The organism is Pedobacter sp. AK013 (assembly GCF_014205835.1).
In the GTDB taxonomy this organism is placed as follows: Bacteria; Bacteroidota; Bacteroidia; order Sphingobacteriales; family Sphingobacteriaceae; genus Pedobacter.
In genome coordinates this window covers 40,680-65,821 of sequence record NZ_JACHCQ010000017.1, presented here as the reverse complement: position 1 = coordinate 65,821, position 25,142 = coordinate 40,680, and the positions used below count along the sequence as shown (strand labels likewise).

Sequence of the window (25,142 nt, the reverse complement as noted above, 5' to 3'; positions counted from 1 at the left end):
TATGGATTATAAAAATGAAAGCAAAAATACGATAATGGTTGACCAACCTATTACCGATTCTTCACATCTAATTGATCTGCCGCCTGTTAAAAATATTTTCGACCAAAAAGTAAAAGGAAATAATGTAAACCATCCAAAAGCTGGCATTAGAACTTTAACTGTTTTCTTTCATAAGAATGGTTTATCTAACCTGCTTTAAGCTATTTAAAAAAAGACTGGTATAAACTATTAATAGCGGCGCGGCTGAAATCGGGAAAACCATCAGTATAGGTCGCATTTATTCCGTTAGTAATAATTACGAAGCCAAATTTTTCTTTCGGATTAAAAAACATGGTACTAAACAAACCGTAAGCTGAACCTGTATGCCCCTTCAGCTTTACTCCAGGTATCAGATGATCTGCAGTACGGATGGCCAAGCCATATCCTTCATCGTCGGTTAAGGCAGTCTGCATTTTTTTCGCACTCTTTTTATTAATTATTTTAACACCGTTTGATGTGCCATAATTCATGTGCATAATCATGTATTTGGCTAAATCAGTAGCCGAAATTTTCATCCCGCCTGTTGGCGAAAAAACAGGTGTGCTATAACCCATTATATAATTTGCAATTTCAGTTCTCCTTGGTGCATAAGCCGTTGGTGAGGGTGTATAGGTTTTGGTATCGGCATGATATTCGTATAAATTAACAAAACGAGTACTATCTAAAGAGTCTACACAATAACCAGCATAGAGCCCTAAGGGTTTCAGCACATGGTTTTTCACATAATTATCAAAGCGTTCTTCCGATTTCTTCTCGATGATGGCACCAATCAGGTTAAAATTAAGATTGCAATAATCAAACTTGCTTCCTGGGGCATAATCGTTATAACATTTGGCCCAGTTTGGATTTTTATCGGGATTGATCACATCCAGATTTAAATAACCTTGCGAATCGTTTAAACTGGAGGTATGCGACAAAGCCATTTTTAATGTAATTTTCTGATCAGGAAACTTTGGATTCCTGATTTTAAAACCAACCAGATCTCCAAAATCATCATCTAAAGAAATTTTACCAGCTTCTACAAGCTGCATAATGGATGTTGCAGAAAAAGATTTAGAGATCGAAGCAATCCTGAAAATATCCTGATCGGTTAAAGGTTTTTTATTTTCTAAATCCTTTAAGCCAAAAGCATGGGTATAAATGATCTTGCCATCCTTAACTACAGCCACAGCAGCACCCACTGCACTAAACTTCTCCATTATTTGCTCGAAATTCGTTTCAACTTTTTCGTTTTGTGCTTTTGATTGAGTGATTAAACCAAAAATCAAAAAAAAAGCATAAAAATATTTAAGTTTCATAGGCTTATGGGATAAGAAATAAATATAAACGATGTGGTAAAACAAAACGCTGACGTACCCAAAAATTTACCTGGCATCGTTTACTTCCAGCCAATGTCCATCCGGATCCTTAAAATAAATCTGCTTTACGCCATCTACCCGTAATGTAATTCCTTTTTCTTTCCCAGCCCAATCTTCAAAGCTGATATTTTGGGCGTTTAGCTTCTTTACAAAATTATCAACAGAAGGAACGCTGAAACATAAATGTCCGTTTTTATCAAATACTTCATTTCCTTTTGCCCCCTGGATTAAATGCAACTGTCCGGCAGGACCTAAAGTAAACCAGGTATGGCGATTATCTTTGAAAGGTTCGGGAATGATTTTAAGGTTGAACACACTTTCGTAAAAAACGGTCGATTGCTTTAAATCACTTACATAAACCGCAATGTGATTTAAAACGGCTGGGGTATTGTTTTGCGCCATAGCTTTTTGAAAAATAATAGAAAATAGAATAGCAGTGGTCAGGAAGATTCGTTTCATGTTTAAATATCATACTTAAATGCGAATATTGGTAATAAAAGTGATTCGGTCATGGCTTATTTACAAATGGAATGGCTTTTATAGTGTCAGCTGGCAACATCTGGCGCTACAGTTAATATCAAGAGGTCAAAACTGTACGTTCTGTGCATGCTTGGTCAGGAATAAAAGAGATTTCTAATGCTCTCTAAGCATAACAAAAAGGCTGCTCCAAAAAATTGAAGCAGCCTAGACAAATAAGGATTTGACTTGATACTATGCTTATACCATTACTGTAATAAACTTAAATTATTACCTTAATTCCATCCCCCACCTAAGGCATGATAGATATCTACTACAGCATTTAACTGTTGTTTTTTAGTCTCGATCAATTCTAACTTCGATTGCAAAGCATCACGTTGGGTCATTAATACCTCAAAATAATCTGCTCTGGCTGATTTAAACAAATCGTTAGAAATATCGATTGATTGGGTAAGTGCTGCTACCTGTTTCGATTTCAGATCGTAGCTTTTTTGCAGGTTGCTGATCTTCGACATCTGGTTGGCCACTTCGATATAGCCATTCAGGATTGTTTTTTCGTAATCGTAAACAGCCTGCAACTGTTTTGCATTTGCTGTTAAATACTCGGCTTTAATGGCATTGCGGTTAATGAGTGGTCCTGCCAGATCTCCTGCTAAAGAGTAAATTAACGATTCTGGTGTTCTCAATAAATATGAAGGATTAAAAGCCTGATAACCAATTGCGGCAGAAATACCCAATGATGGATAAAACTGAGCCTTAGCTACTTTAACATCTAATTTAGCAGCAGCAAGTTCTAACTCAGCCTGTTTAATATCAGGACGGTTAGCTAATAATTGCGAAGGTAAACCCGACTGTACCGTTGCTGGTACCAGATCAATAAAGCTAGATTTATCTCTAATAATTGGCTGAGGAAAACGGCCTAACAGAAAATTAATTTTATTCTCTGTTTCAGTAATATCCTGCTGAATATCAAATTCTAAACTTTTCGAACTTAATACTTCTGCTTCAAACTTACGCACGGCAAGTTCGTTAACCCTCATGGCTTGTTTCTGGATTTTCATTAACTCCAATGCATTGCTTTGGAGCTCGATAGTTTTTTTTACTGTTTCCAATTGATTATCAGAAGCCAACAACTCGTAATACGAATTTGCAACTTCAGCTATTAAATTGGTTACTACGAAGTTTTTACCTTCTACGGTTGCTAAATAATGACTGATGGCTCCTTTTTTCGCATTGCGTAATTTGTGCCAGATATCGGCTTCCCAGTTGGCCTGTAAACCAAAGTGATAGTCGGGCAATATTTCTGGCACACCTTTACCTGGCGTAATGTCTGTAGAAGCATCGCCAGCCCCCGAACTGGTGTAGCGGCCCACTTTATCTAAGCCGGCACCAACGCCATAGGTTACACTTGGTAAAAGCTCTCCTTTTTTAGCTTTGATTTCGTTTTTCGCAATCTCAATATCCTGCAGGGTAATATTCAGCTCCTGGTTATTCTTCAATGCAGTATCGATCAGATTTATCAGGTTTGGATCAGTAAAAAACTTGCGCCATTGGATACTGGCTGCACTTACTGTATCCTGTGAGCCGTTAAAGCGCACAGGTACATTTTTATTTTCGGCACGTTGGGCTACTTCGGGTAACTTACAGGCGGTATATGCAACGCATATTAATGCCAGTCCAAGACCTTTATAAAGATTATTCTTAAACATTATTCTCAATTTCTTCAGTTAATGGATGTTCTTCTTCAATTTTGATCAGCTTATGTTTTGCTGCAATTGTTCCGAATATATAATATAATCCAGGGATCACAATCACCCCGAAAATGGTACCAAAAAGCATACCTCCTGCAGCAGCCGAACCAATGGTACGGTTACCGATCTTACCTGGTCCGGTTGCAATCATCAAAGGGATCAAACCTGCAATAAAAGCAAAAGAGGTCATTAAAATTGGTCGGAAACGTACACTTGCGCCTTCCATTGCTGCTTTTAGTACCGACGCGCCTTGGGCATGCCGCTGTGTAGCAAACTCCACAATCAGCACCGCATTTTTACCCAGCAAACCGATTAGCATTACCATGGCTACCTGCGCATAAATGTTGTTTTCCAATCCTAATAATTTTAAGAATAAGAAAGCTCCAAAAATACCTGCTGGTAAAGAAAGGATAACCGAAAGAGGTAAAATAAAACTTTCGTATTGCGCTGCCAGCACCAGGTAAACGAAACCTAAACAAATCAGGAAGATATAAATGGCTTCGTTACCTCTCGATACTTCATCTTTAGAGATACCAGCCCAATCGATACCAAATCCCCTTGGCAACGTCTTCTGTGCTACTTCTGTAATGGCCTTAATGGCTTCACCAGAACTATAACCCGGAGCTGCTTGCCCACTGATCTCAGAAGCATTGTACATATTGTGCCTGGTTATCTCCGACAAGCCATAAACCCGTCGCATTTTGATAAAGGCTGAGAAAGGCACCATTTCATCGCGGTTGTTTTTAACCGAAAGTTTTAAGATATCTTCTGGTAAAGCCCTGTATTGAGGTAAGGCCTGTACAATTACCTTGTACTGACGGTCGTACTTTATAAAACTCGTTTCGTAATCACTACCTACAAAAGTAGACATGGTACTCATCGCATTATCAATACTTACCCCTTTTTGCTGTGCAATATCGTTATCAACATCCAGCATGTATTGCGGGAAACTGGCACTATAGAAAGTAAATACAGATGATAACTCTTTGCGTTTGTTCAACTCGCGTACAAAATCATTGGCAACGGTTTCCATTTTTTTATAATCGCCGCTACCTGCTTTATCTAATAAACGGAGTTCGAAACCGCCCGCAGCACCATAACCGGGAACTGCCGGCGGCTGGAAAAATTCGATAGTTGCACCAGGTATAGATTTTGATTTCTCTTCCAGTTCTTGAATAATTTCCTGTGCAGAGTGTTTACGTTCGCTCCAATCTTTAAGGTTAATTAAACAGGTACCCGAGTTGGATCCTGTACCTTCTGTTAGAATTTCGTATCCTGCCAAAGATGAAACCGACTTTACGCCATCAATATCTTCACACATTTTCTGCAGTTTCTCCGCAATCTGATCGGTACGTTCTAAAGTAGACCCTGGAGGAGTTTGGATAATGGCATAAACCATTCCCTGATCTTCATTCGGAATAAAACCTGATGGCACACTTCCACTTAATCCCCAAACACCTAAACAAAAGGCCACCAGTATACCAAAAGTTAATATCCTACGGCTTACTACTTTGGTTAACACCAGTTCATATTTACCCGAAAGCTTGGCAAAACCATTATTAAAACCGTCTAAGAAGCGATCAATAGGAGTCTTCTTTTTCTTCGATCCATGGTTATTCTTCAACATAATGGCACACAATGCAGGTGTAAGTGTTAAGGCTACAATACCTGAAAGGATAATCGCCGTTGCCATGGTGATAGAGAACTGACGGTAGAAAATACCTACCGGGCCCGACATAAAAGCTACCGGAATAAATACCGATGCCATTAGAAAGGTAATGGCGATAATGGCACCACCGATCTCTTTCATGGCTTGTTGTGTAGCTTTTAATACCGATAGATGCTTATCGTGCTCCATCTTGGCATGCACCGCCTCGATTACCACAATCGCGTCATCCACTACAACCCCAATGGCGAGCACCAATGCAAATAAGGTAATTAAGTTAAGGGTAATGCCAAAGAACTGCATAAATACAAATGTTCCAATCAAAGATACCGGTACAGCAATGGCAGGGATAAGCGTTGAACGCCAATCGCCAAGGAACAGAAATACCACTAAACCCACCAGAATAAATGCCTCTACCAAAGTATGGATTACCTTTTCTATGGATGCATCCAAGAATTTGGAAACGTCGTAACTGATCTCGTAATCTAAACCTTTTGGAAATGAAGATGATTTAATTTCGGCCATTTTAGCCTTCACATCTTTAATAACCTGACTGGCATTACTACCGTACGATTGTTTTAACACGATAGCCGCAGATGCTTTTCCATTTAAAGTAGAATATAAATTGTAGGCCGAAGCACTAAAATCTACATCTGCCACGTCTTTTAAGCGGAGCAACTGGCCATTAGGAGTAGCTCTAACCACGATATTTTCGTACCCTTCTTTGGTACTGAAACGCCCTGAGTACTTTAACACATACTCAAAAGCCTGCGAGCGTTTACCTGAACTTTCTCCTGTTTTACCTGGTGAGGCCTCTAAGCTTTGCCCTTCAAGGGCATTCATTACTTCATCAACAGAGATTTTATAGGCCTGCATACGATCGGGTTTTAACCAGATACGCATGGCATAATCCCTATCACCCAAAATATCGGCAAAACCTACACCATCAACCCTTTTAAGCTCCGAAAGCAAGTTGATATCAGCATAGTTATACAGAAAGTTCTGGTTCATTTTAGGATCTTTACTGTACAGGTTGATATACATCAGCATGTTAGACTCTTCGCGCGTGATTTTTACTCCCTCGCGGATTACCAGAGGTGGAAGTTTATTGGTAACGGCTGCTACACGGTTCTGCACGTTAAGCGAGGCCTGATTTGGATCGGTACCCAGGTTAAATACCACTTGTATAGATGCTTCACCATCATTACCTGCATCAGATGCAATGTATTTCATTCCCGGTACACCATTGAGTGCACGCTCAAGTGGAATGATTACAGATTTAATCAACAATTCGTTATTCGCTCCCGGATATTCTGCAGTTATATTTACTTTGGGAGGAGATATAGTAGGAAACTGTGTAACGGGCAGGTAGCTAATGGCCAGCACACCCAAAAACACAATAACAAGTGATATTACGATAGAAAGGACAGGCCTTTGTATGAATTTACTAAACATAAATTAAGTATAGAAGGGTTTAGATTATTCTGTTTTCAATCTCAATTGTTTCAACACTTCCTGAGGCTGCTGAAATTTAAAGGCAATTTTATCATCATCTTTAACCTTCTGTACACCTTCAAGCAAAATCTTATCTTCAACGGTAATGCCATCGCCTACGATGTATAAATCGGAAATATCTCCTGCAATGGTAATCGCCCTTGAGTGGACTTTATTGTTTTTATCAACCACAAAAACATAGGTTTTGTCCTGAATATCGTAAGTGGCTTTTTGAGGGATAATAATGGCATTTTTTAAAGGCACAACCATGTGGATTTTACCAGTTTCACCATTCCTAAGCAGGTTATCGCTGTTATTAAACCTTGCTCTGAAAGCAATATTCCCTGTTTCATTATCAAATTCACTTTCAATAACTTCTACTTTACCTTTAGATTTGAGAAATTCGCCGTTTGCTAATAATAAGCTCACTTCTTGCTGTCCTTTTACTTTTGCTGCATTTTGGTAGTTCAGGTATTCCGGTTCTGAAACGTTAAAGTAAGCAAAAACCTGGCTGTTATCTGAAAGACTGGTTAACAAAGCGCCTTCATCAACCAAGCTACCCAGCTTTAAAGGAATACGGTCGATGGTCCCATCAAAAGGTGCCCTGATTTCGGTATTGGATAAATGGAATTTGGCCAATGAAGTTTCGGCATTTGCCGATTGCAGCTTGGCTTTAGCCATAGCCAGTTCATTTTTAGAAACAATATTTTTATCAGACAGCAATTTGGTATTTTCAAGCTCAATTTCTGCTGATTTGGTTTCGGCCTGTGCTTTTGCCAATTCAGATTGTGCTGCTTTAGGCATAATCTTAAACAATAGTTGACCTGCCTTTACATGCTGACCTTCATCTACATAAATATTTTGGAGATAACCCTTTTCCTGGGCCCTAACTTCGATATTCCGAACAGATTTAATCTGCGAAACATATTCTTTTGTAAACGAAGTATCCATTCTTAACGGCGTGGTTACCGCATAAGTGACTACTTCTTCTTTTTCTTCTTTCTTCGAGGTACAACCCGTTACGTAAAGCAAAGTACACAAGCCTAAGCAAATGACAACTCTTTTCATTTTTTCTTGTTGAATGGTTTTAATCTGATTTATTTTTTTCTCTAATTAGTTTCCCTTGGCAACCAATTTATAATGAAAAGCAAGTCTACAATAGGTTTGTAAGTGCTTAATTGATTTCAATAAATTATGGTTACGCAATGATTTAATTCGAAAGCGAAATAAATACAGATTTATGAAGTTATAATGAAGTTAAACTTCAGATTTGGATTGGAGAAATTGTGTTTTAGTAAAAGAAGATGATTAATTGCAATAAACAGATCATTTAGCCCTGCTTTTTGAGCAGATTATCAATTTGACGACTAGAATTAGACAAATAAATTACGATTTTTAACACAAAAGCTCCTTCCTACGCTTTTTGTTAGTTATTTTCAAGATGATGTATAAAATCCGATTTATGACGACAAACTAATATAAATTTTAACTATTAACTTGTCATTTCATACATTTCGACCATAGTGTTCCAAAGGAACTCCCTCGGGACTACGCTTCAGTTAGAATGACGTCCAACTTTTGAAATCTGTCAGTAATAGGTACAATGATAAACAAAATCACTTATTAAAATACCCCTTAATTATCGAGAAAACATAGACTAAAATTATCCAACCTGCTATCACGAATTTTGGCCAGGCAATAAAATCTGTCCTCCAAAATTCAGCTATATTTCCAGGATGATGAAAACTGTGCAGTAGCCTAATATTCTCAATAACATCGAGGGAGCCGATTAAGAATGCCAGAAATAAATTAAGCCTTAGCAATTCATTTAGCCAACTTGTTTTTTCTCTTTGCATTTGCGCATTAGAGAGTGTCATGATAAGCAGTACATATACGAAAATAAACAGAAAATCGAGGTGTGTATTCTTTTGTGCCAGGTTTAAAAGCGTTTGATCTCCGTAAAGCGTGTCGCGCCAAAGCGAAATGATTTCGACTCCTGTATCTTTCTTAGCAAGCTCTAAGTTGATGATTCCTTTTCCGCTGAATTGCTGAAGTATCTTTCCTTGAAAAGACATCACACCACAAACGATGATAAATACTAAAATTAATATCTTTTTCATTTTTGGCCTCCTTCATGGTGTTTTACAACTTCTACTACTGCAGTTCCATTTTTATTAGGGTTGTTAATGCAATGGATAAAGGCTGCTGCTGTTTTTTTGAAATGTTTGGGTAATGGATGCAATTCATCTGTCCAACCGTTTTTGCCAACTGATCCTCTCGAATCGATATGGAATACCCGATTCTCACCTAACATTTCGCTAAATATGCGTCCAATATCAATCATCATTTCGTTAAAGAGGTAAATCATGGCATAAACAATTTTGCGCTGATCTTCGGGATCGTAAATACCTCTGAGCTGCAAGGGTGTTTTTAGCCATCCTCCATGTCCGAGAAAGGTTCGTGCAAACAGTCGATACCATTTGAGTGGATTATATCCTGCTATTTTTTTATCGCTTGGAATGGCATAATCATAGCCCTGCGTAATAATCTGTATTCCCGGAAATTTACCATTTTCACCTTTGCCTTTACCCCCGGTAAGAATGCCATTTATAATAAAGTAATATTGGAGCTGAAAAAAGGCCAGCAAAGCATAAAAATCTTTGGATATAAATTGGGCACCCCGCTTAAAATCTTCTGGTTTATCTGGCGCCTTGGCCGCCTTTTCATAGAGGTATTTTGCAAAAGCGCTATTTTCAAATTCATTAGAATCTCCTTTATGTGTAACCATGGCTGCTATTCTCCTGTTTCCAACCAGATCGTTTCCTCCCCCACTAATGATAAATACATCGGGCTGAAGCGTAGAAAGCTGTTCTACATATTTTTTAGCGCTAACCATATTCATCAGCCAATCACCACCTGAAGCCAGACTATAAACAGCCATATTCTCCTCCATAGCAACCCAGTCGATTACATCGCTTAAAAGAATAGGATAATTGAACCAAGAATCGCCCTCCACTACTACTACCCTATTTTTAAGGCCGTTGTGCTTAGCGGTATGCTTACGAAAATTATTTTTTACTTTTTTTATAAAACGGGTATTACGCTGGCTATTTTTCAACGCATCTACCTTGGCCATGATAGGTTGTAGTGCCGCAATTTTACGTACCTGCTCCAGATTAAGATCGTAAATATGCTGAATAATTTCCGACAGATCAAACTCATTAATTTCTGGCCGCAGTTGAACAAGTTCGCTAACTGTGATTTTGTTATTGAGAAGTTTATCGATAAGATCTTTTTTTATTACAGGATCCATGGTTTCGCGATCGTTTTTCATATCATTTTCTTTAGTTTACCATTGTATTTAGAAATTACCTGAAATTTTTCTCCATAAAACTGAGCATATTTTTAGTCATAAACTTCCCTACAATTTCTTCTCCTGATATCAAATTGTCTGGCATGGACATGTTGTAATCTGGATTTTCAACAAAGGCATTTGCATGGATAAGAAGTCTGTCTTTGAGTAATCCAAAATCGGCAGAGGTCCATATCCCATCAATCGGATTAACAATACCATCGTTGTCGCTTCCTAAACATTGGATATCCCAGGCCGGAAGCCTATTGATATCAAGCAACACCGCAATATAACGGATCTGTCTCCACACAAATAGTGCTGCATGGAGTAAGATTGCCTCGCTCCCAAGGTGCTTTCTAAATAGTGCAATTTCATGACTACTGGCAATACGTCTTTCATCTAATTGTATTCCAAATAGCCCTTCGCTTTGTCCAATAAGTACAATTTCTCGATCAGAAAAGTTGATATCGGCACTTAAAAACCAGTTGTAAGCATACTCATCGCCACATATTGCTCCGTGGCTAACAATTACCGGTATATGCTCGTTACTGTATTCCTGATCTAAAAGTTCGAAATATTCTTTTCTGGCTGCAATGCTCATGTGTTTGATATCGATAAGGATTCGCTTTCCATTTGTTTTGGATAACAATGCCCTGATCATATCCTTACCTAATGCATTAAGGCCTTTTCCAAGCATCACACTTTGATTGGTGATCAGCTTCACAGAAAAATCGGTTAAGCTAGCGGCATGCCCACATAATCCATTATAAAAATGATGGGCAAAAGTGATAAACAATGGACAATGTGGCCAGGCTTTTACCTTAACCAGGTTATCCATTAAACTTTGTTTTACCAGAGGGTCATCGCTCCCCACATCTTCAAAGCGATTGTAAAGTGCATGCATCCCTTCAAAAGACAATCCGATATATACGGTATATACCTCATCATTTTGGCTTTGAACCATATGTTGAAAATCAATTAACAATACATACCTGATTTTCTTCGATCCAAAAGTGAATACCCTTCCATCTAAAGCTTTTAAAAAAGCATATTCATTCTCCAGGTCGGTAAAATACCCATTGTTTGGATCCTGAATATAATGTATACGCTCTTTTCCGATGCCGGTAACCAGGTTTACACTATCGGCAACTAAATCGCCTGGTAAAGCATTTTTTCTGACAAAGCCTTTTTCGAAAGGATAAAGTGAACAGAAAATAAGTCCAACGCCTCCTTTTTCAAGCGCCTGAATACCTGCCTGAGGAAAGCTGGTAATACCTAAAATTTTATTGAGAATCTTTTTTACAAATGGTGGACTGCCATAAAAATAAATGCAGTCCTTTATTAATGGATCGGTGCCAGGTACCCTGTCAGGAAAGCTACGCCCGTAAGGCTTCATAGAAGGGTGGCAATGTAAATCTGCAACAGAGATATTCATGAGTAGAAAGGTTTTAGATGAAATACCCCCTAAGGCACAGCACAAAATCCGCTTGGAGATATACTGGTAATCTTAAATCAATTGAAAAATATACAGCACTAAACCGGAAATAACAGTTCGCTTTAACCTACAGCGCTTACTGTTATCGAATACGTAAATATAACAGATCACCTGATAGATTCCAATACCCAATAATGGGTATAAAATCTAATTAGAAATACAGAAAATGCCATAAATACCTACTATTGGGTATTTGCATTCTGTACCACATTGATTAAATTGCATAACCAATACAAACTACTGTTACAACCTAAATCAAGCCGCTCTACCATGAAATACCTAATTACGCTTGCCCTTTTAGTCCTTTTTAATGGTAATAGCTATGCTCAAAAAGATTGGGTTTATGCACCATATTTCAGTTTTGGACTTAATTTAAATCTTAATTACGGAAAAAAGCAAACTTTTCCTGGCGTAAACCTCTACGGCGGTTTTGCAGTGAGTGCTGAGTACAAAAATAGCTTTATTGCCAACTATGGCGGCAGTATTTCTATATACAGAAAAACTGTAGGTACCAATCTGAATCCGTTGATCGATAATATTGAAATAGACTTTACCAACTCTATATCTGCCGGATATGGCGGCAATCCGTTAAGTTATAAGAAACTGATACGCACTATGCAGAATTCAGCCTTCTACAACATCAACCTAAACAACAATTATTTTGGCTTGCTCTCTACCAATATTGTAATCAATAACCATAGGCGTAACCAGGTAGTGGGGTCGGTTACCCTTTCGGGTCCAGGACTTAGCTTTAATTATTATAATGATGGTGCTGCACCTGTAAAGTGGCTTGGCATTGGTGATGGTTTTGATCGCTGGTGGACAGGTGGTGGCTCGTTCTTCGTACACTCCCGCAGGGGTTTTAACTATGGCGAGTTAAGTTTCGATCAGTTTACGGGTTACCAGCCATTTTTGTTCGAACTTTCTGAAATTATCGGTATAGATGTGCCCCCATATTCTCAGTCTGCCGATGACCATTCGAAGAGAAAAAAAGATTCGAATTACAACAGTTCTCAATATCATCTCAGGATTGGGCTAAACGAACATTTTAGTGTTGACGCGGGTGTTTTGGGTTCGTTAAGAGTAGGCGAAAACGGAACTATATTTTCTTTTCAAGATCTTATACATGTAATTGGCAAAATGCCTTTGCACCCAAATAATGATGTAAACAGGATTTTTATTGGCGGATCATTTAATAATATCAATTATGTTAAAGTTAAATAGTAGCAGGCTCATTATTTTTATACTGGCGGCCGTGGTTTCTTCTTGCACAGTTAGGAAACATCCGTTTAACTTTAATAAAAATATTGATAACGCGTTTTTGCAAAGTGTGATCAGCAAAAGCAAATCTATACTGGCCACCGAAAAAAATGCCACCACTGCAAGAATATATAAAGCAGGTTTTCTTCAAGGATGGATGGAGCAGAATCATTTTGTAGACTGGGCGGTTCTAAGTAAACAGCGAAAAAATGAGTTTACTTCTTATAATCGTGGAGGCAAAAGTGAGTACGATGTTTACCTTATTTTATTTGATGCAAAAAGCGGAAACAAGAATAGCTTTTTATTTTTCACCGTGCAGCGGCCATGGTTAGATACTGATACTGCCACAGGTTTTAGCCCTTTTTATTACGGAATTTTAGACAGCCGTGCATCTGGTTCCTACCTCCTTGCTGATGAAACTTTTAGTATCGCGACTAAAGGCTCAACTTATACATCCTCGAATAGGAGAAATAACAAACTATATTTTTTACTGGATAAACAATATGGCTCCAGCTTTAAATCAGACAGCCTTCGGATTGAAAAAGTTGTACTCACACAAGACAATCAGCTAAGCGACAACAAGGCATTAGTGATATCAGTAGATGATGTATTACGCGATAAAGTATCGCTTATTATGAGATATGAAGACACCATTATTTTGAAACCTTAGTATATTAATGATGAGAAAAATGAGAAAAAAAAAGGCTAAGAGAGATAAATTATTTTTCTTACCTACATTAAGATGTGTAAAAATAGATGGAGAATATTGTGTTTTCGAAAGAAAAGACGGTGGGTGGAGCGAAACCGGTATAACCTATACTACTTGTGAAGAATGCAGAAAGAAAACCGGAGCGGATCGTTGTTATTCGTTATAATTCTCATCCCTTCTACCACACATCCTTTAAAATTAACATTGATGCTCTTAAACCAACAACTAAATGAAACGCAGAAAATTTATCCAAGATTTAGGGATTGGCCTGACGCTTGCTAGCGCAGTTCCTTCAACGGTACTAGCAACCAAACCACTAGCAAAGAAAGAAGATGATATTTTTGAATTTTTAACACCTTCTGCCCCACCTGCAGTAGTGAATACAAATTTTATATCATTATTAGATTGGCTAAAAAATAACCAATGGATTGCCTATCTAAAAAATATCACCGGAGTTGAATTTGATGGATCGGATACTAATCTGATCGATAAACTGTCTCAACCGCTTCAACCGCTAAATACTTTACCAGGATTTGAAGATTTTGCCGGAATACGTTTGATTGAACCTTGTCGCCCATCCATGAGCTTGTTATACCATGCGCTGGCTAGCCCGAGAGTACGTCCTATTTTAAATGGAATACCATTTTCTACTACGCAATATCCTTCATTGCAACAAATTGATCTGCTGGAAGATTATATTTATTCCTTAAAGACCTTCAAATATCCATTAAACCAATTACCAAAAGGTTATGTACTCGCTATGTTTGCTTACGAGTATCGCCCAGCATATAAAACACCAGATCCAACATATAAAACTCCAGATCCAGCAGATAAAGTACCTTTACCTTATGCAGATTTAGTTTTTTCGAGAACAGGCATTTCTAGAATAGGCGAATATGGGAAAAACTATGACGCCCAAAAACGTTGTTTTATTAATGCACCAGCTGTAGGTATTGATCAAAAAGCAATAGCAGTAACGCCATCAAGATTTGGGCTTTTCATCGCGAAAATTCTCCCATGTAAATCTGTTACGCTTTACAGCAAGGAAGCTAATGATGATAGATTATTTAGGCAACGCAGTTTCCTGCAACCTATCCGTAAAATATTTAACGCAGATCTATTAATTAATGGCGGAGAACTTGTTTTTTATGAAAGCCACCTAAACGAAAAACTACGAAAACTAGCTGTAAGCAAGCAGGTAGAAATGTCTGCTTCATATCGCACCGATGAAGCTCCATTTATTCGTAAAAGCAATTCGAGTAGTGATGGAACTTTACAGCCTGCAAGCAACAACCACTTAGTTGATGTTGAAAAGCAGGGCTCTTCTCTATTGGTAAGCGCTTTTCCGGCAAAATTATTATCGGTTGCAAAACAAGATGGATTAATTGTGGGCATTAATGTAAAGCCGAAGCAAGGAAAAGGATTAAAATCTGATAGGAGGTATACATCGCTTAAACTTTTAAAAAATAAAAATTTAGACATCCTTGATTACATCCTCACTGAGGGCATTTATCCAAGTTTGAAAGCCACCCGACTTAATGCGCCAAGAAATGTCCCCATGTTTTTAAACATCAGAAATAAAGTATCGGCAGATTTCAGCCAGTATGAAAATATGGGCGCACATACCAGTAATTTCGAAGCTGAGATTGAAAATGGCTGTTATAAAACCGCCTTATTTGAAGACAATATCTGTGAGGGCAGTATTTCTTGTAAAATTAAAGGAGCTCTGGCGGTAAACCTCGACAATAAGATCCTTCCTGCATATTCGCTTGTAGCTGCTCCAGATTTTTTCCCTTTTGCCGATAGTTACGATCTGACCAAATACGACAGAACGGATACCAGCTTTTTGGAAGGTGGCATTGAGAATTTAAGTTATTGCCGCCTTAAGCCAAATCCATACATTATGGATGCTGTTAACCAAAGTAGATCTGCATTTCGTATCCCAGAAAACATCAATGGGCATCAGCTTCAAAACACTATGCTGGCTATTTTATCAAGTGCAGGAAAAGCTATTAACGGAAACTATAGCGGAAAGGAAGAATATAAATCGCCTGAATTACGGGATTATATGTCTACCAGTTTCTTGCCAGATACCGCTGCCTTTGTATTTGCTCCAGGCTGGGAAGCATCTTATTCGTCTCCCGATCATGACAAAAACGACACATTTCTTGCTACATTTGGCCTGGGATCGCCCTTTCCAGAGGATATGAAACTTTGTGCTGCCGCCAATGGTATGTGGCCAGTGGCTTCGCCCGATGCCGCGAGAACTTTTCAAGGCTCATTAACAGCATTACCTACTCCACAAAAAAAGGGACTTCATTTAACCGATAAAACAGTTCCACCTACAGCTATTCCCCTACTTGATGAGGAGATTGGCATTCATAAGGGCCATCCAGGGCTTTTTGACCCTAAAACCAAGCTTAAAGAAAGTTATGGCTGGGATGGCGAACAAGGCCCATTCTTAGACTATATTAAGGAGGGGTTTCGGATCAACTTTACAGATATCGGGCGTGCAGACTATGTAGAAAACTTGCTAAATCCAGCTGTTGGCTTTAACATGTCGTTAATCAGGAATATAGATTGCCAGGAATTGATGGCCCGTATAGAATGCCTTAGAAAGTGTAAAACAGCTGTTGAGGGTAATACATTTAGATTCTCGAAGCTTTGGCTAATCAGCGCAGAGAAAGTTACAGACTGGGGTGCAGGAGCTCTTGGAATAGGCATACCCGAAAATCTTGTCGGGCAGTCGAAACAATGGTCAATATTACCTAAAGATGGAATTAAAGGTAGTGGATACCTCTATCTGTTCGCAAAACCTAAGTATGATGAATCAGAAGATCCGCATACATATAATTGGGTAGCTCCCAATAGCAAGCGTAGAAGAATGGACTTTGATTACCTGGTTATTTGCCAGGTTACACAAAACCGCTTAGCCTGGTGTAAACTCCTTGCTAAAGATCTTGGTGGCCAAGCTGAACTTAATTGGCAATATGATTGAGAAAGTTTATGATGTTATCCTAATTGGTGCGGGTACAGCAGGTCTTTCCTCAGCCATACGCTGTTTGCAACATGAATTAAACTGTGTGATGATAACGGGAGATATTACTAAGCTGGATTATCCATTCCAGTCTACACCTGCTGAGAGTGTTCATCCTGGCCTGGATACGCTCATGAATATGCTTTCTGCCGATAAAGCAATTACTTCCAATTCTAGAGGCACTTATACCAGAATTTATGATGGTGAACTTTTTCAAGAATTAGGTAGGGATGAAAATGGCGCCTGGACCGGTACCCATATTGATAAACCTGGATTTGTAAAAAGCCTTTTTTCGGTGGCACTTTCTTATGGCTTAAATACCATAACTGGCGAAAAGATCAAAACCATCAAAAGGGAAAAAGATTATATAATAGTAAATACTTCAACAGGAAACCAGATTAAATCGAGATTTATAATTGATGGTAGCGGTAAAGAGCAGGTAGCAGGTAAATTATTAAAGATCGGTAAAACAAATTTTTCCAATCCTATTATTTGCTGGAGTGGACTCAGCCGGATAACCAATAACAACCAGATGGCCAGTTTAAAAACATCTTTCCAGAAATATGGACAGAATTGGCTATGGCTGGCACCAGAAATTAATCATTATTGCACTTGGACACAGGTATCGACTGGGAAAAACAAAATCTACCAAGCTCCTGTGGCCTTACTAAATGCTTCACTGGTTTCACCTATCCAAATACACAGTATGAGGTGGAGATTGTACAACCAGGTTTACACTGATCGTATTTTTTTATGTGGAGATGCGGCAGGATTATTAGACCCTTCATCTGGTCAGGGAATATTGATGTCTGTAATGTCGGGAATCTTTGCTGCCGATACTATTGCCGGGATTTTTAGCAAAGAACATTCGGAAGCCATTGCCGGTTCGCATTACCAGCAATGGTTCCAGCAGGTTTTCAGGGATAAGGTAAGTCAGTTAAATAAATATTACGCCGAATCTTCTTTTAATGGTTAAAAATATAATCCTTAACATTTACGCAACAGTATACTTACATTAAGAGATTATCTTCGTTAACACAAAATTAGCCTTTCTTTGTTTTATAATCAGATTAAAGCGGCACAATATGGAAAACGAAATACAATCTGACAGGGATATCCAATGCGAATTTCTAAATATTTTTAAATTTATATGGGCAGCTTGCGGCATAGCGCCTTTGGGTGAAACACCGAACACTCCTGAGCCAGAAAGTGCAAATTCTTAATCAAATATAGAAGTATCGGCATTAAACTACAATTGGCCGTAATTTCAGTACATGCCAGTAGTAGATCACATCATTTTTACCAGATTACCCAATTGTTTCAGCTTAAATTTAAGTTCATCTGACCATGGAAGACCAATACATAGGCGTATACAGTTCTGATATTGATTTTGCAACGTAAACATAGGGCCTGGGGCAATGCTGATTTTTTGTTTCATTGCCAATTCATACAGTTTAACAGTATCAACTTCTTTATTAAATTCTATCCATATGGCTAGCCCACCCTGCGGCCGGGTTGTTTTTGTACCTTCTGGAAAATATTCGGTAACCGCATCTATAAAATGTTGGTAATTGTGCTGTAAGGTACGACGGAGTTGGTGCAAATGCCGATCGTACCGCCCAGTCTTGAGGAAATTACCAACAGCCTCGTGAATAACAGAAGTTGAGGCAATGGCATGTACCAGTTTTAGTTTAAGTAGTTTTTCTTTATACTTTCCGGGTGCTACCCAACCTACGCGGTACCCTGGCGCCAAGGTTTTCGAAACTGCGCTGCACCACAATACATTACCTGCTGTATCAAATGATTTGCAGCATCTTGGTCGTTGCGTACCGAAATAAAGATCACCATAAATATCGTCCTCAATAAGCGGAATATCATTTGCAGCCAAAAGCTGAACGACTTCTTTTTTGTGTTCTTCAGGCATACAGCTGCCTAATGGTGTATTAAAATTAGGTATTAAAAGGCAAATATCAATTTTAGCTACTACTTTCTTAAGCGCATCTATTTCAATGCCTGTAACCGGATGCGTAGGCAGTTCCAGTACTTTTAAACCCAAACTGATTACCAGTTGAAGAATTCCAGGATAACAAGGGCTTTCTATGGCTACTGTATCACCTGGCTTCCCTAAGGCCATCAGGCAAAAAGCTAATGCATTCATTCCCCCGGCAGTCGTAATCAAATCATCTTCATGAAGATTTCCTCCCCAAGCTAGCGAGCGTACCGCAACCATTCTGCGTAACTTAACATTACCCTGCAGTGGTTCATATTCTGTCCCTCCTTCTTTAAGCGCCCTTGTAGCATAAATTATCTCTTTTTTGAGTTTTGCCAACGGCAATAAGCTACCAGATGGGACACCAATTGAAAAAAGGGTTAAATCATCGCGACCAATGCTTGAATAAACCTGGCTACTCAGTTCGCTCGGTTCACGATGATTTGCAATTAGCGATGGCTTACTAACTGCAGGCAGCGGAAGCCGTTCTACCCTACGGTTACTTACAAAAAAACCTGATTGTGGCTTGGCCTCAACCAGCGACTGGGCTTCGAGTTCCAAAAACACCCTTTTTGCCGTATTCATGCCTACTGCATATTCTTTGCAGAGCATTCTAACAGACGGAAGTTTATCTCCAGCTCTCAGAATACCGTCTTTAATCTGTGTGGCAATTCCACTTACTATTTCATTATACCTGTAAACTTTTTCCATAATCACCAAAACTGTACCCATACAAATATACAAAACTGATACTGTATTTATCACTTTTACCTTTGCACCTTTGAATTAAGAAATCAAAAAACATGAAAGCAGCAGTAATTAAGCTAAACAAAGATCATATTTCAGGTGGTTGGCTTAACGGGTTTATCGCCGTACTTATCTTTAGCGGTTCTATGCCAGCCACAAGATTAGCAGTAATGGATATGAGCCCTATTTTTGTAACCGTTGCCCGTGCATCTATAGCTGCACTCCTTGCACTTGGTGTATTAATTGCATTTAGAGAAAAACGACCATCAGCCAAACATTTAATCTCGCTCATAATTGTGGCTCTGGGTGCAGTAATCGGCTTTCCGCTGTTAAGTGCGCTTGCTTTGCAGCACATTACTTCGGCACATTCGTTGGTATTTTTAGGTCTTTTACCTATGGTTACAGCCACTTTTGCCGTTTTACGGGGAGGCGAACGGCCTAAACCCATATTTTGGTTTTTCTCAATTATGGGCAGTTTGCTGGTAATTGGCTATGCCATTTATCAGGGAATTAATGCTGCACCAATCGGCGATATTTTAATGTTACTGGCCATTGTTCTATGCGGACTTGGCTATGCTGAAGGTGCAAAGTTATCTAAAACATTGGGTGGTTGGCAGGTAATTTCCTGGGCATTGGTGCTCTCGTTCCCATTAATGTTGCCCTTAATGTTCATTTACCAACCAATTTCATTTGCCGAGGTAGGTACTGCTGCCTGGTTGAGCCTTGCCTATATCTCGCTCTTTAGCATGTTCATTGGGTTTATTTTCTGGTACAGAGGCCTCGCGCAGGGCGGAACCGCAGCAGTTGGACAGCTCCAGCTCCTTCAGCCCTTTTTTGGATTGGCCCTTGCCACTACCCTGCTACATGAAAAAGTAAGTATGGATATGCTAGCCATTACAGTTGGCGTGATCCTCTGTGTTGCGGGCTCAAAAAAGTTTGCTAAATAATCATAACCTATCCTTCAAAATTTAATAAATATGTTGATATCCAATAATTTTAAGTTTGATAACCAAAGTGAGCAAATTGCCTTTATGAAAAGATATAGCTTTGCCACGATCATTACCAGCCACAATAATTTACCAATAGCCACTCAACTACCTTTTGTTGTAAATGAGAAAAATGGGAAAGTGTTAATTAGCGGCCACTTTGCAAAAGCTAATGAGCAAGTGAAATATATTGAGCAGTATACTTCACTTATTATATTCGCCGAGCCACATGCTTATATCTCTCCCAGCCATTACGAAAAACACGAAAGTGTACCCACGTGGGATTATATTAGCGTGCATGCTTATGGAAAAGCCCATATTATTAGCGATGAAAAAGCTAAAGAAGAGGCACTAAAAGAAATGATTAGGTATTATGAAAAAGAATATCTCTTACAATGGGATAGTCTTTCAGAAAAATTTAAACAAGGTATGATGCAGGGAATTGTAGCTTTCGAAATGGAAGTAAACAATATTCAGGGAAAGAAAAAATTAAGCCAGAACAAATCGGAACAAGAACGAAAAAACATTGTAGCGCAGCTCGAAAATAGCAACAATGCTGTTGAAAGAGAGCTGGCTCCATTCATTAAAAACCTAAAGCCATAACCATGCGGATAGAAAATAGTACAATACACGATATAGCAGAAATCTTCCGCTTATACGAAATTGCAACCGATTTCCAGAAAACGAAATATAGCGTTCATTGGCCCAAATTTGAACTTTCAATGATCGAAACAGAAATTAAGGAAAACAGGCAATGGAAAATAATCATTAACGGACAGGTAGCCTGTATTTGGGCAACTACTTTTAGCGATCCGCAAATATGGGAAGAAAAGAACCTCAATCCAGCCATCTATATTCACCGCATTGCTACAAATCCAGATTTCAGAGGACAGAACCTGGTTGGCACGATTGTAAACTGGGCAAAAGAATATGCCAAAGCAAATGCTAAATGCTTTGTTAGGTTAGATACCGTTGGTGAAAACGAGGGACTTATTCAACACTATCAAAAATTTGGATTTGATTTTTTAGGGCTACATGAGTTAAGCAATACCGATCAGCTCCCGGCACACTATCATCATAAGCCAGTTAGTTTATTCGAAATGCAAATTTAATGGTGAATAAGTGCTAAGTCCAAAAACCTTCAAATTCAAAGGTTTTGGTCTTGTATGTTGCAATCGTTTACAGGATGATATTTTCAGCACTTATCTTAACGCTACTGGGCGTTAATTATAATGAAAATCATTGTGACCGATGATGTTACCCATAGTTAAACCTCTTTTTTAATTTTCACAACAAATAGCAACCAGATAATTGCGGTAAAAATCAAAATACCACAAGTTTTTTTGCTTACAAGGTTATTTTTTTATGATGATATATGGATTTTAAGCCGCAGATAAGATTAATATTTTCATATCAATTGTATCATTTTTATAGAAAAATCATTTTTTTCACTTAAAACGCTTTTTATTATAATTTTAGATCCTCAAAAACACCATAATTAACTGACTACAAATTAATTGTATATTAATAAAATTCAAATAACTGGGAAGAAGATAATCAGTTTCTAATTAAAGGCGTATCAGTAGAAATACAGGCAATTTAATTTATGCAAAAATTGCGTTTAAACAGCTTTAAAGTGCATTAAAAATTAATATTAAGGGTATTTTTTAGTGCATTTTTTTAATTACTTTCGACCAAAAGAGCCCTACAAACTGACACATTAGAATACACAATAAACCAAAACCTAACCTACATAGGTAAGTGGTTTATTATGCCAAAATTTATTAAAACGCACTCAGCCTTTAATAAATTTTAGCTCCATGTTTAAGCCACGTATGGGTTCTAACAGGTTATTTATGGTTAAGGCTTTTCTGCTGTATTTGTTTAACGGGTTATTGGGAATAATATTGCTCTGTTCAGCAAATATTGCATTTGCGCGCAATGAAATCAAAACCCTAACAAATACTGGCTTTAACAATTTACCTTTCACTTTTTCTTCAAAAGCCAGCATAAACACCACAAAACGTTTATCTGCAAGCAGCTATTCTAAACATTATATTGCTCCTGCCCCATGGCAATATTGGAGTAAAGCCAACGAGATTGTGATTACATCAGATATTGGAACCGTTACCGGAACAATAAAGAAAAGTGATGGTACCATATTATTTAACTTTACTTGCGTGCAAGGCACTCCCTACGTACAACGCTTTAGCGGATTACCTAAAGATGTACCTGCACACCCGCTAAATACCGTTATAAGCGGAGCCGGATTAATTATAGAAGCCACCGGATCTATTTCAGTTAATTTAAGAAATGTTGCCTCAGATAATTTAGGAACTGACGGTGGAGATACAGACATTAAGGGTAATGCCTCTCTTTTCAGCTTCGGTGATGCGGCAATCGGAACCTCATTCCGCGTAGGCTACTATCGCGGCGGCAATCTTGCAACCGGTTCACACGCTCCTATATATAGCATTATGGCCACCGAAAATAACACGATTGTTAAAATAGCTGGTGTAGCCATGGCAACATTAAATGCCGGACAAAGTTATCTTTTCAAAGTAAAAATGGGAACTTTGGTAGAATCATCTGGGCCGGCTGTAATGAATACCGCTGCAGACCTTGATGCGCCTGGAGGTTGTGGAGATGGTGCTTACAATCCAATTCCGCCCATTGCCTCATTGGGGCAAGAGTATGTAGTGGTTAAAGGCGAAGGTAATTCAACCGCCGAGCAGACCACGGTGATTGCAACAGAGGCCAATACCGTAGTTACAGTTACCGACTTTGACATGAATGGTGCCCAGAAAAGAGTAACTACCTATACGCTGGCCCAAGCCGGAGATACTGTAACTTTCGAACATGGCTATATTAATGGAACTTATAGTTACAAAAACCCACCAGGCATAAACACAGGTCGATATTCATCATCGAGAATTGAGGCGACTAAAAATGTAGGTGTATTTTCTGGTACGGCTGGTATCTCTGGCGGTGGTGGTTGCGAAGTTGATGTGGCTACTTTAGTACCTATATCCAGTTGTTCGGGATCTAAAAAAGTCGAGACCAGTAAATTCACCGCCTATAACAATACCGATTTATCTTATTTTGGCTATATCATTACAAGAAGTACCGCTAAAATCTACCTCACAACCCTACAGGGTACAACCAATTATACCAACAGTGATATTGAAGCGATACCAAGTATCGGTAGCCGTAAAGCACTGGGAACTTCCGGTTTATATTTAATCAGTTTTACAAAAGCAGATATTGGCTCACCAAAAACAATCACTATTACCAGCGCAGAACGGCTTACCGTTTCGATGGTGCAACAAGGTGATGGGTTCTCCATGTCTAACTTTATTTCACGTTTCCCCGAAAAGGGCGATCAGCCAACGGTATCGCAAACCAATTGTGCTTCGGCAACGCTTACGGCAAACCCAAATGCTTCTTCTTATCAATGGTACCTTAACGGAAATGCGATAAGCGGGGCAAATACCAATACCTATGTGGCCAGTACCTCGGGTAATTATACAGTTAGTTACAGCTTGGATTGCGGCATTAGTGCGCCTTCGCTCCCTGTAAATATCTCGCTCTGCAACATTGATCGTTCTATTACCAAAACGGTTGACGTTACTTATCCGGAATTGAATACCAATGTGGTATTTACCCTTAAGGCCGAAAATTTAGGTAATGGCAATGCAGTTGGCGTATCAGTCACAGATTTGCTTCCCAGCGGTTTTACTTATGTATCAAGTATAGCGCCATCGGGCACAAGTTATGATCCTATTTCGGGGATATGGACTATTGGCGATTTAGCCAGTAATGCCAGTATTTCATTAAGTATCACAGCAAAAGTTGTAACAACCGGGACTAATATTAACACCGCAACAATTACGGGTTCCCAGCCCGATCAGGTAAGCAATAACGATCAGAGCTCGGTTAGCACCACAACTGGCTCTAATAACAGAGAAGTATGTGTAGGTACAGCCATGAACGATATTATTATCAATATTCCATCGGGTTCAAATGGTATTCAAGTTACAGGTTTACCAGCCGGGATAACTTATACCAATAGTTCATCTCCTAAAAAAGTTACCATTTCAGGCACGCCAACTACCGCAGGCCCACCAAAAACTTATACCGTTTCTAATACTACAGGAACTCCATTTACTACAACCGGTTCAATAACGGTAAATGCAAATGTAAGTTCTCCAGTTTTTAATGGTGGATTAACTGATAAACGCTGTACTGGTACGGGAACCGACACCTATGTTGCAACTGCAACAAATGCTACAAGCATAGTCTACTCCATATTACCCTTATCGGCAGGTGTTATTGATGCAAACAGTGGTAAGGTAACCTGGGATAATACATTTACAGGAACAGCCACCATAACGGCCACGGCAAAGGGCTGTGCGGAGAAAACAACAGATTTTATTGTAATTGTAAACGCGCTTCCAGCTTTAACATTGGGCGCCGATCCTGAAATATGCCAGGGTTTTACCAGTTTATCTCTACCCTATACCAACGCTTTAAATAACCCAACAACATATAACATTACCTGGAATGCACCAGATTTTGATCCGGTTAACAATCAACCTTTACCAGCTGGAAATATTCTGCTTAATATTCCAGCCAATGCTGCATTAGGTATCCATTCTGGCGTATTGACCATTAAAAATGCAGCGGGTTGCAGTACTCAAATTAATTTCAACATTAAAATAAATCCAAAACCATCAGCACCACATGTGTTGGTACAAACTAGTTCACAATATTAATCTAAA

General features: G+C 38.8%; 19 protein-coding genes. 10 read left to right on the top strand and 9 right to left on the bottom strand.

Annotated features, from left to right (window positions below; all coding sequences use genetic code 11):
• Position 1: 1 nt before the first annotated feature.
• The gene (locus HDC90_RS12955) at positions 2 to 199 is read left to right on the top strand and encodes a hypothetical protein (protein WP_184466975.1); all 198 of its coding nucleotides are present in this window, start codon (positions 2 to 4) and stop codon (positions 197 to 199) included.
• Between the two features lies 1 nt (position 200).
• Here HDC90_RS12955 and HDC90_RS12950 read toward each other — a convergent pair whose 3' ends face one another.
• The 8 genes from HDC90_RS12950 to HDC90_RS12915 form a co-directional block, all read right to left on the bottom strand.
• Positions 201 to 1,337, bottom strand: coding sequence for a serine hydrolase (locus HDC90_RS12950; RefSeq protein WP_184466973.1), 1,137 nt, complete (start codon positions 1,335 to 1,337; stop codon positions 201 to 203).
• A 66-nt stretch (positions 1,338 to 1,403) separates the two neighbouring features.
• Positions 1,404 to 1,856 carry a VOC family protein gene (locus tag HDC90_RS12945; RefSeq protein WP_255497633.1) on the bottom strand — a complete coding sequence of 151 codons (453 nt, stop codon included), beginning with the start codon at positions 1,854 to 1,856 and terminating at the stop codon, positions 1,404 to 1,406.
• A 293-nt stretch (positions 1,857 to 2,149) separates the two neighbouring features.
• Positions 2,150 to 3,583 carry a TolC family protein gene (locus HDC90_RS12940; protein WP_184466971.1) on the bottom strand — a complete coding sequence of 478 codons (1,434 nt, stop codon included), beginning with the start codon at positions 3,581 to 3,583 and terminating at the stop codon, positions 2,150 to 2,152.
• Entirely contained in the window at positions 3,576 to 6,746 is a 3,171-nt protein-coding gene (locus tag HDC90_RS12935) for an efflux RND transporter permease subunit (protein ID WP_184466969.1), read from the bottom strand. Before HDC90_RS12935 ends, HDC90_RS12940 begins: the two co-directional genes overlap by 8 nt.
• Positions 6,747 to 6,770: 24 nt before the next feature.
• Entirely contained in the window at positions 6,771 to 7,853 is a 1,083-nt protein-coding gene (locus HDC90_RS12930) for an efflux RND transporter periplasmic adaptor subunit (RefSeq protein ID WP_184466967.1), read from the bottom strand.
• 548 nt (positions 7,854 to 8,401) lie between these two features.
• Entirely contained in the window at positions 8,402 to 8,905 is a 504-nt protein-coding gene (locus HDC90_RS12925; protein ID WP_184466965.1) for a hypothetical protein, read from the bottom strand.
• Entirely contained in the window at positions 8,902 to 10,119 is a 1,218-nt protein-coding gene (locus HDC90_RS12920; protein WP_184466963.1) for a hypothetical protein, read from the bottom strand. The genes HDC90_RS12925 and HDC90_RS12920 overlap by 4 nt, the downstream gene beginning before the upstream one ends.
• 34 nt (positions 10,120 to 10,153) lie before the next feature.
• Positions 10,154 to 11,572: a membrane dipeptidase gene (locus tag HDC90_RS12915; RefSeq protein ID WP_184466961.1), complete on the bottom strand. Its 1,419-nt coding sequence runs from the start codon at positions 11,570 to 11,572 to the stop codon at positions 10,154 to 10,156.
• Between the two features lie 330 nt (positions 11,573 to 11,902).
• Between HDC90_RS12915 and HDC90_RS12910 the strand changes: the two genes are divergently transcribed.
• The 5 genes from HDC90_RS12910 (at position 11,903) to HDC90_RS12890 (ending at position 17,861) form a co-directional block, all read left to right on the top strand.
• Positions 11,903 to 12,856 (top strand): hypothetical protein, encoded by a 954-nt coding sequence (locus tag HDC90_RS12910; RefSeq protein ID WP_184466959.1) that lies wholly within the window; start codon positions 11,903 to 11,905, stop codon positions 12,854 to 12,856.
• Entirely contained in the window at positions 12,840 to 13,562 is a 723-nt protein-coding gene (locus HDC90_RS12905; protein WP_184466957.1) for a hypothetical protein, read from the top strand. Before HDC90_RS12910 ends, HDC90_RS12905 begins: the two co-directional genes overlap by 17 nt.
• A gap of 268 nt (positions 13,563 to 13,830) precedes the next feature.
• The gene (locus HDC90_RS12900) at positions 13,831 to 16,599 is read left to right on the top strand and encodes a hypothetical protein (RefSeq protein ID WP_184466955.1); all 2,769 of its coding nucleotides are present in this window, start codon (positions 13,831 to 13,833) and stop codon (positions 16,597 to 16,599) included.
• Positions 16,592 to 17,614, top strand: a complete 1,023-nt coding sequence (locus tag HDC90_RS12895) for an NAD(P)/FAD-dependent oxidoreductase (protein ID WP_184466953.1) — start codon at positions 16,592 to 16,594, stop codon at positions 17,612 to 17,614. Before HDC90_RS12900 ends, HDC90_RS12895 begins: the two co-directional genes overlap by 8 nt.
• Before the next feature lie 109 nt (positions 17,615 to 17,723).
• A complete protein-coding gene (locus tag HDC90_RS12890) occupies positions 17,724 to 17,861 on the top strand; it encodes a hypothetical protein (RefSeq protein WP_167294008.1) in 138 nt (45 codons plus the stop codon).
• 65 nt (positions 17,862 to 17,926) lie between these two features.
• Here the strand turns inward: HDC90_RS12890 and HDC90_RS12885 are convergent, their stop codons facing one another.
• On the bottom strand, positions 17,927 to 19,360 hold the full coding sequence (locus tag HDC90_RS12885; protein WP_255497632.1) for a PLP-dependent aminotransferase family protein: 1,434 nt from the start codon (positions 19,358 to 19,360) through the stop codon (positions 17,927 to 17,929).
• Positions 19,361 to 19,431: 71 nt separating this feature from the next.
• On the opposite strand from HDC90_RS12885, the gene HDC90_RS12880 reads away from it, so the two are divergent.
• From HDC90_RS12880 to HDC90_RS12865, 4 genes are all read left to right on the top strand, one after another.
• Positions 19,432 to 20,322 (top strand): DMT family transporter, encoded by an 891-nt coding sequence (locus HDC90_RS12880; RefSeq protein WP_184466951.1) that lies wholly within the window; start codon positions 19,432 to 19,434, stop codon positions 20,320 to 20,322.
• A 30-nt stretch (positions 20,323 to 20,352) separates the two neighbouring features.
• Complete coding sequence (locus tag HDC90_RS12875; RefSeq protein ID WP_184466949.1) at positions 20,353 to 20,964, top strand: FMN-binding negative transcriptional regulator; 612 nt, start codon at positions 20,353 to 20,355, stop codon at positions 20,962 to 20,964.
• Positions 20,965 to 20,966: 2 nt separating this feature from the next.
• Positions 20,967 to 21,473, top strand: coding sequence for a GNAT family N-acetyltransferase (locus HDC90_RS12870; RefSeq protein ID WP_184466947.1), 507 nt, complete (start codon positions 20,967 to 20,969; stop codon positions 21,471 to 21,473).
• Between the two features lie 708 nt (positions 21,474 to 22,181).
• Positions 22,182 to 25,136 (top strand): DUF11 domain-containing protein, encoded by a 2,955-nt coding sequence (locus tag HDC90_RS12865; protein WP_184466945.1) that lies wholly within the window; start codon positions 22,182 to 22,184, stop codon positions 25,134 to 25,136.
• The last annotated feature ends 6 nt before the right edge of the window (positions 25,137 to 25,142 follow it).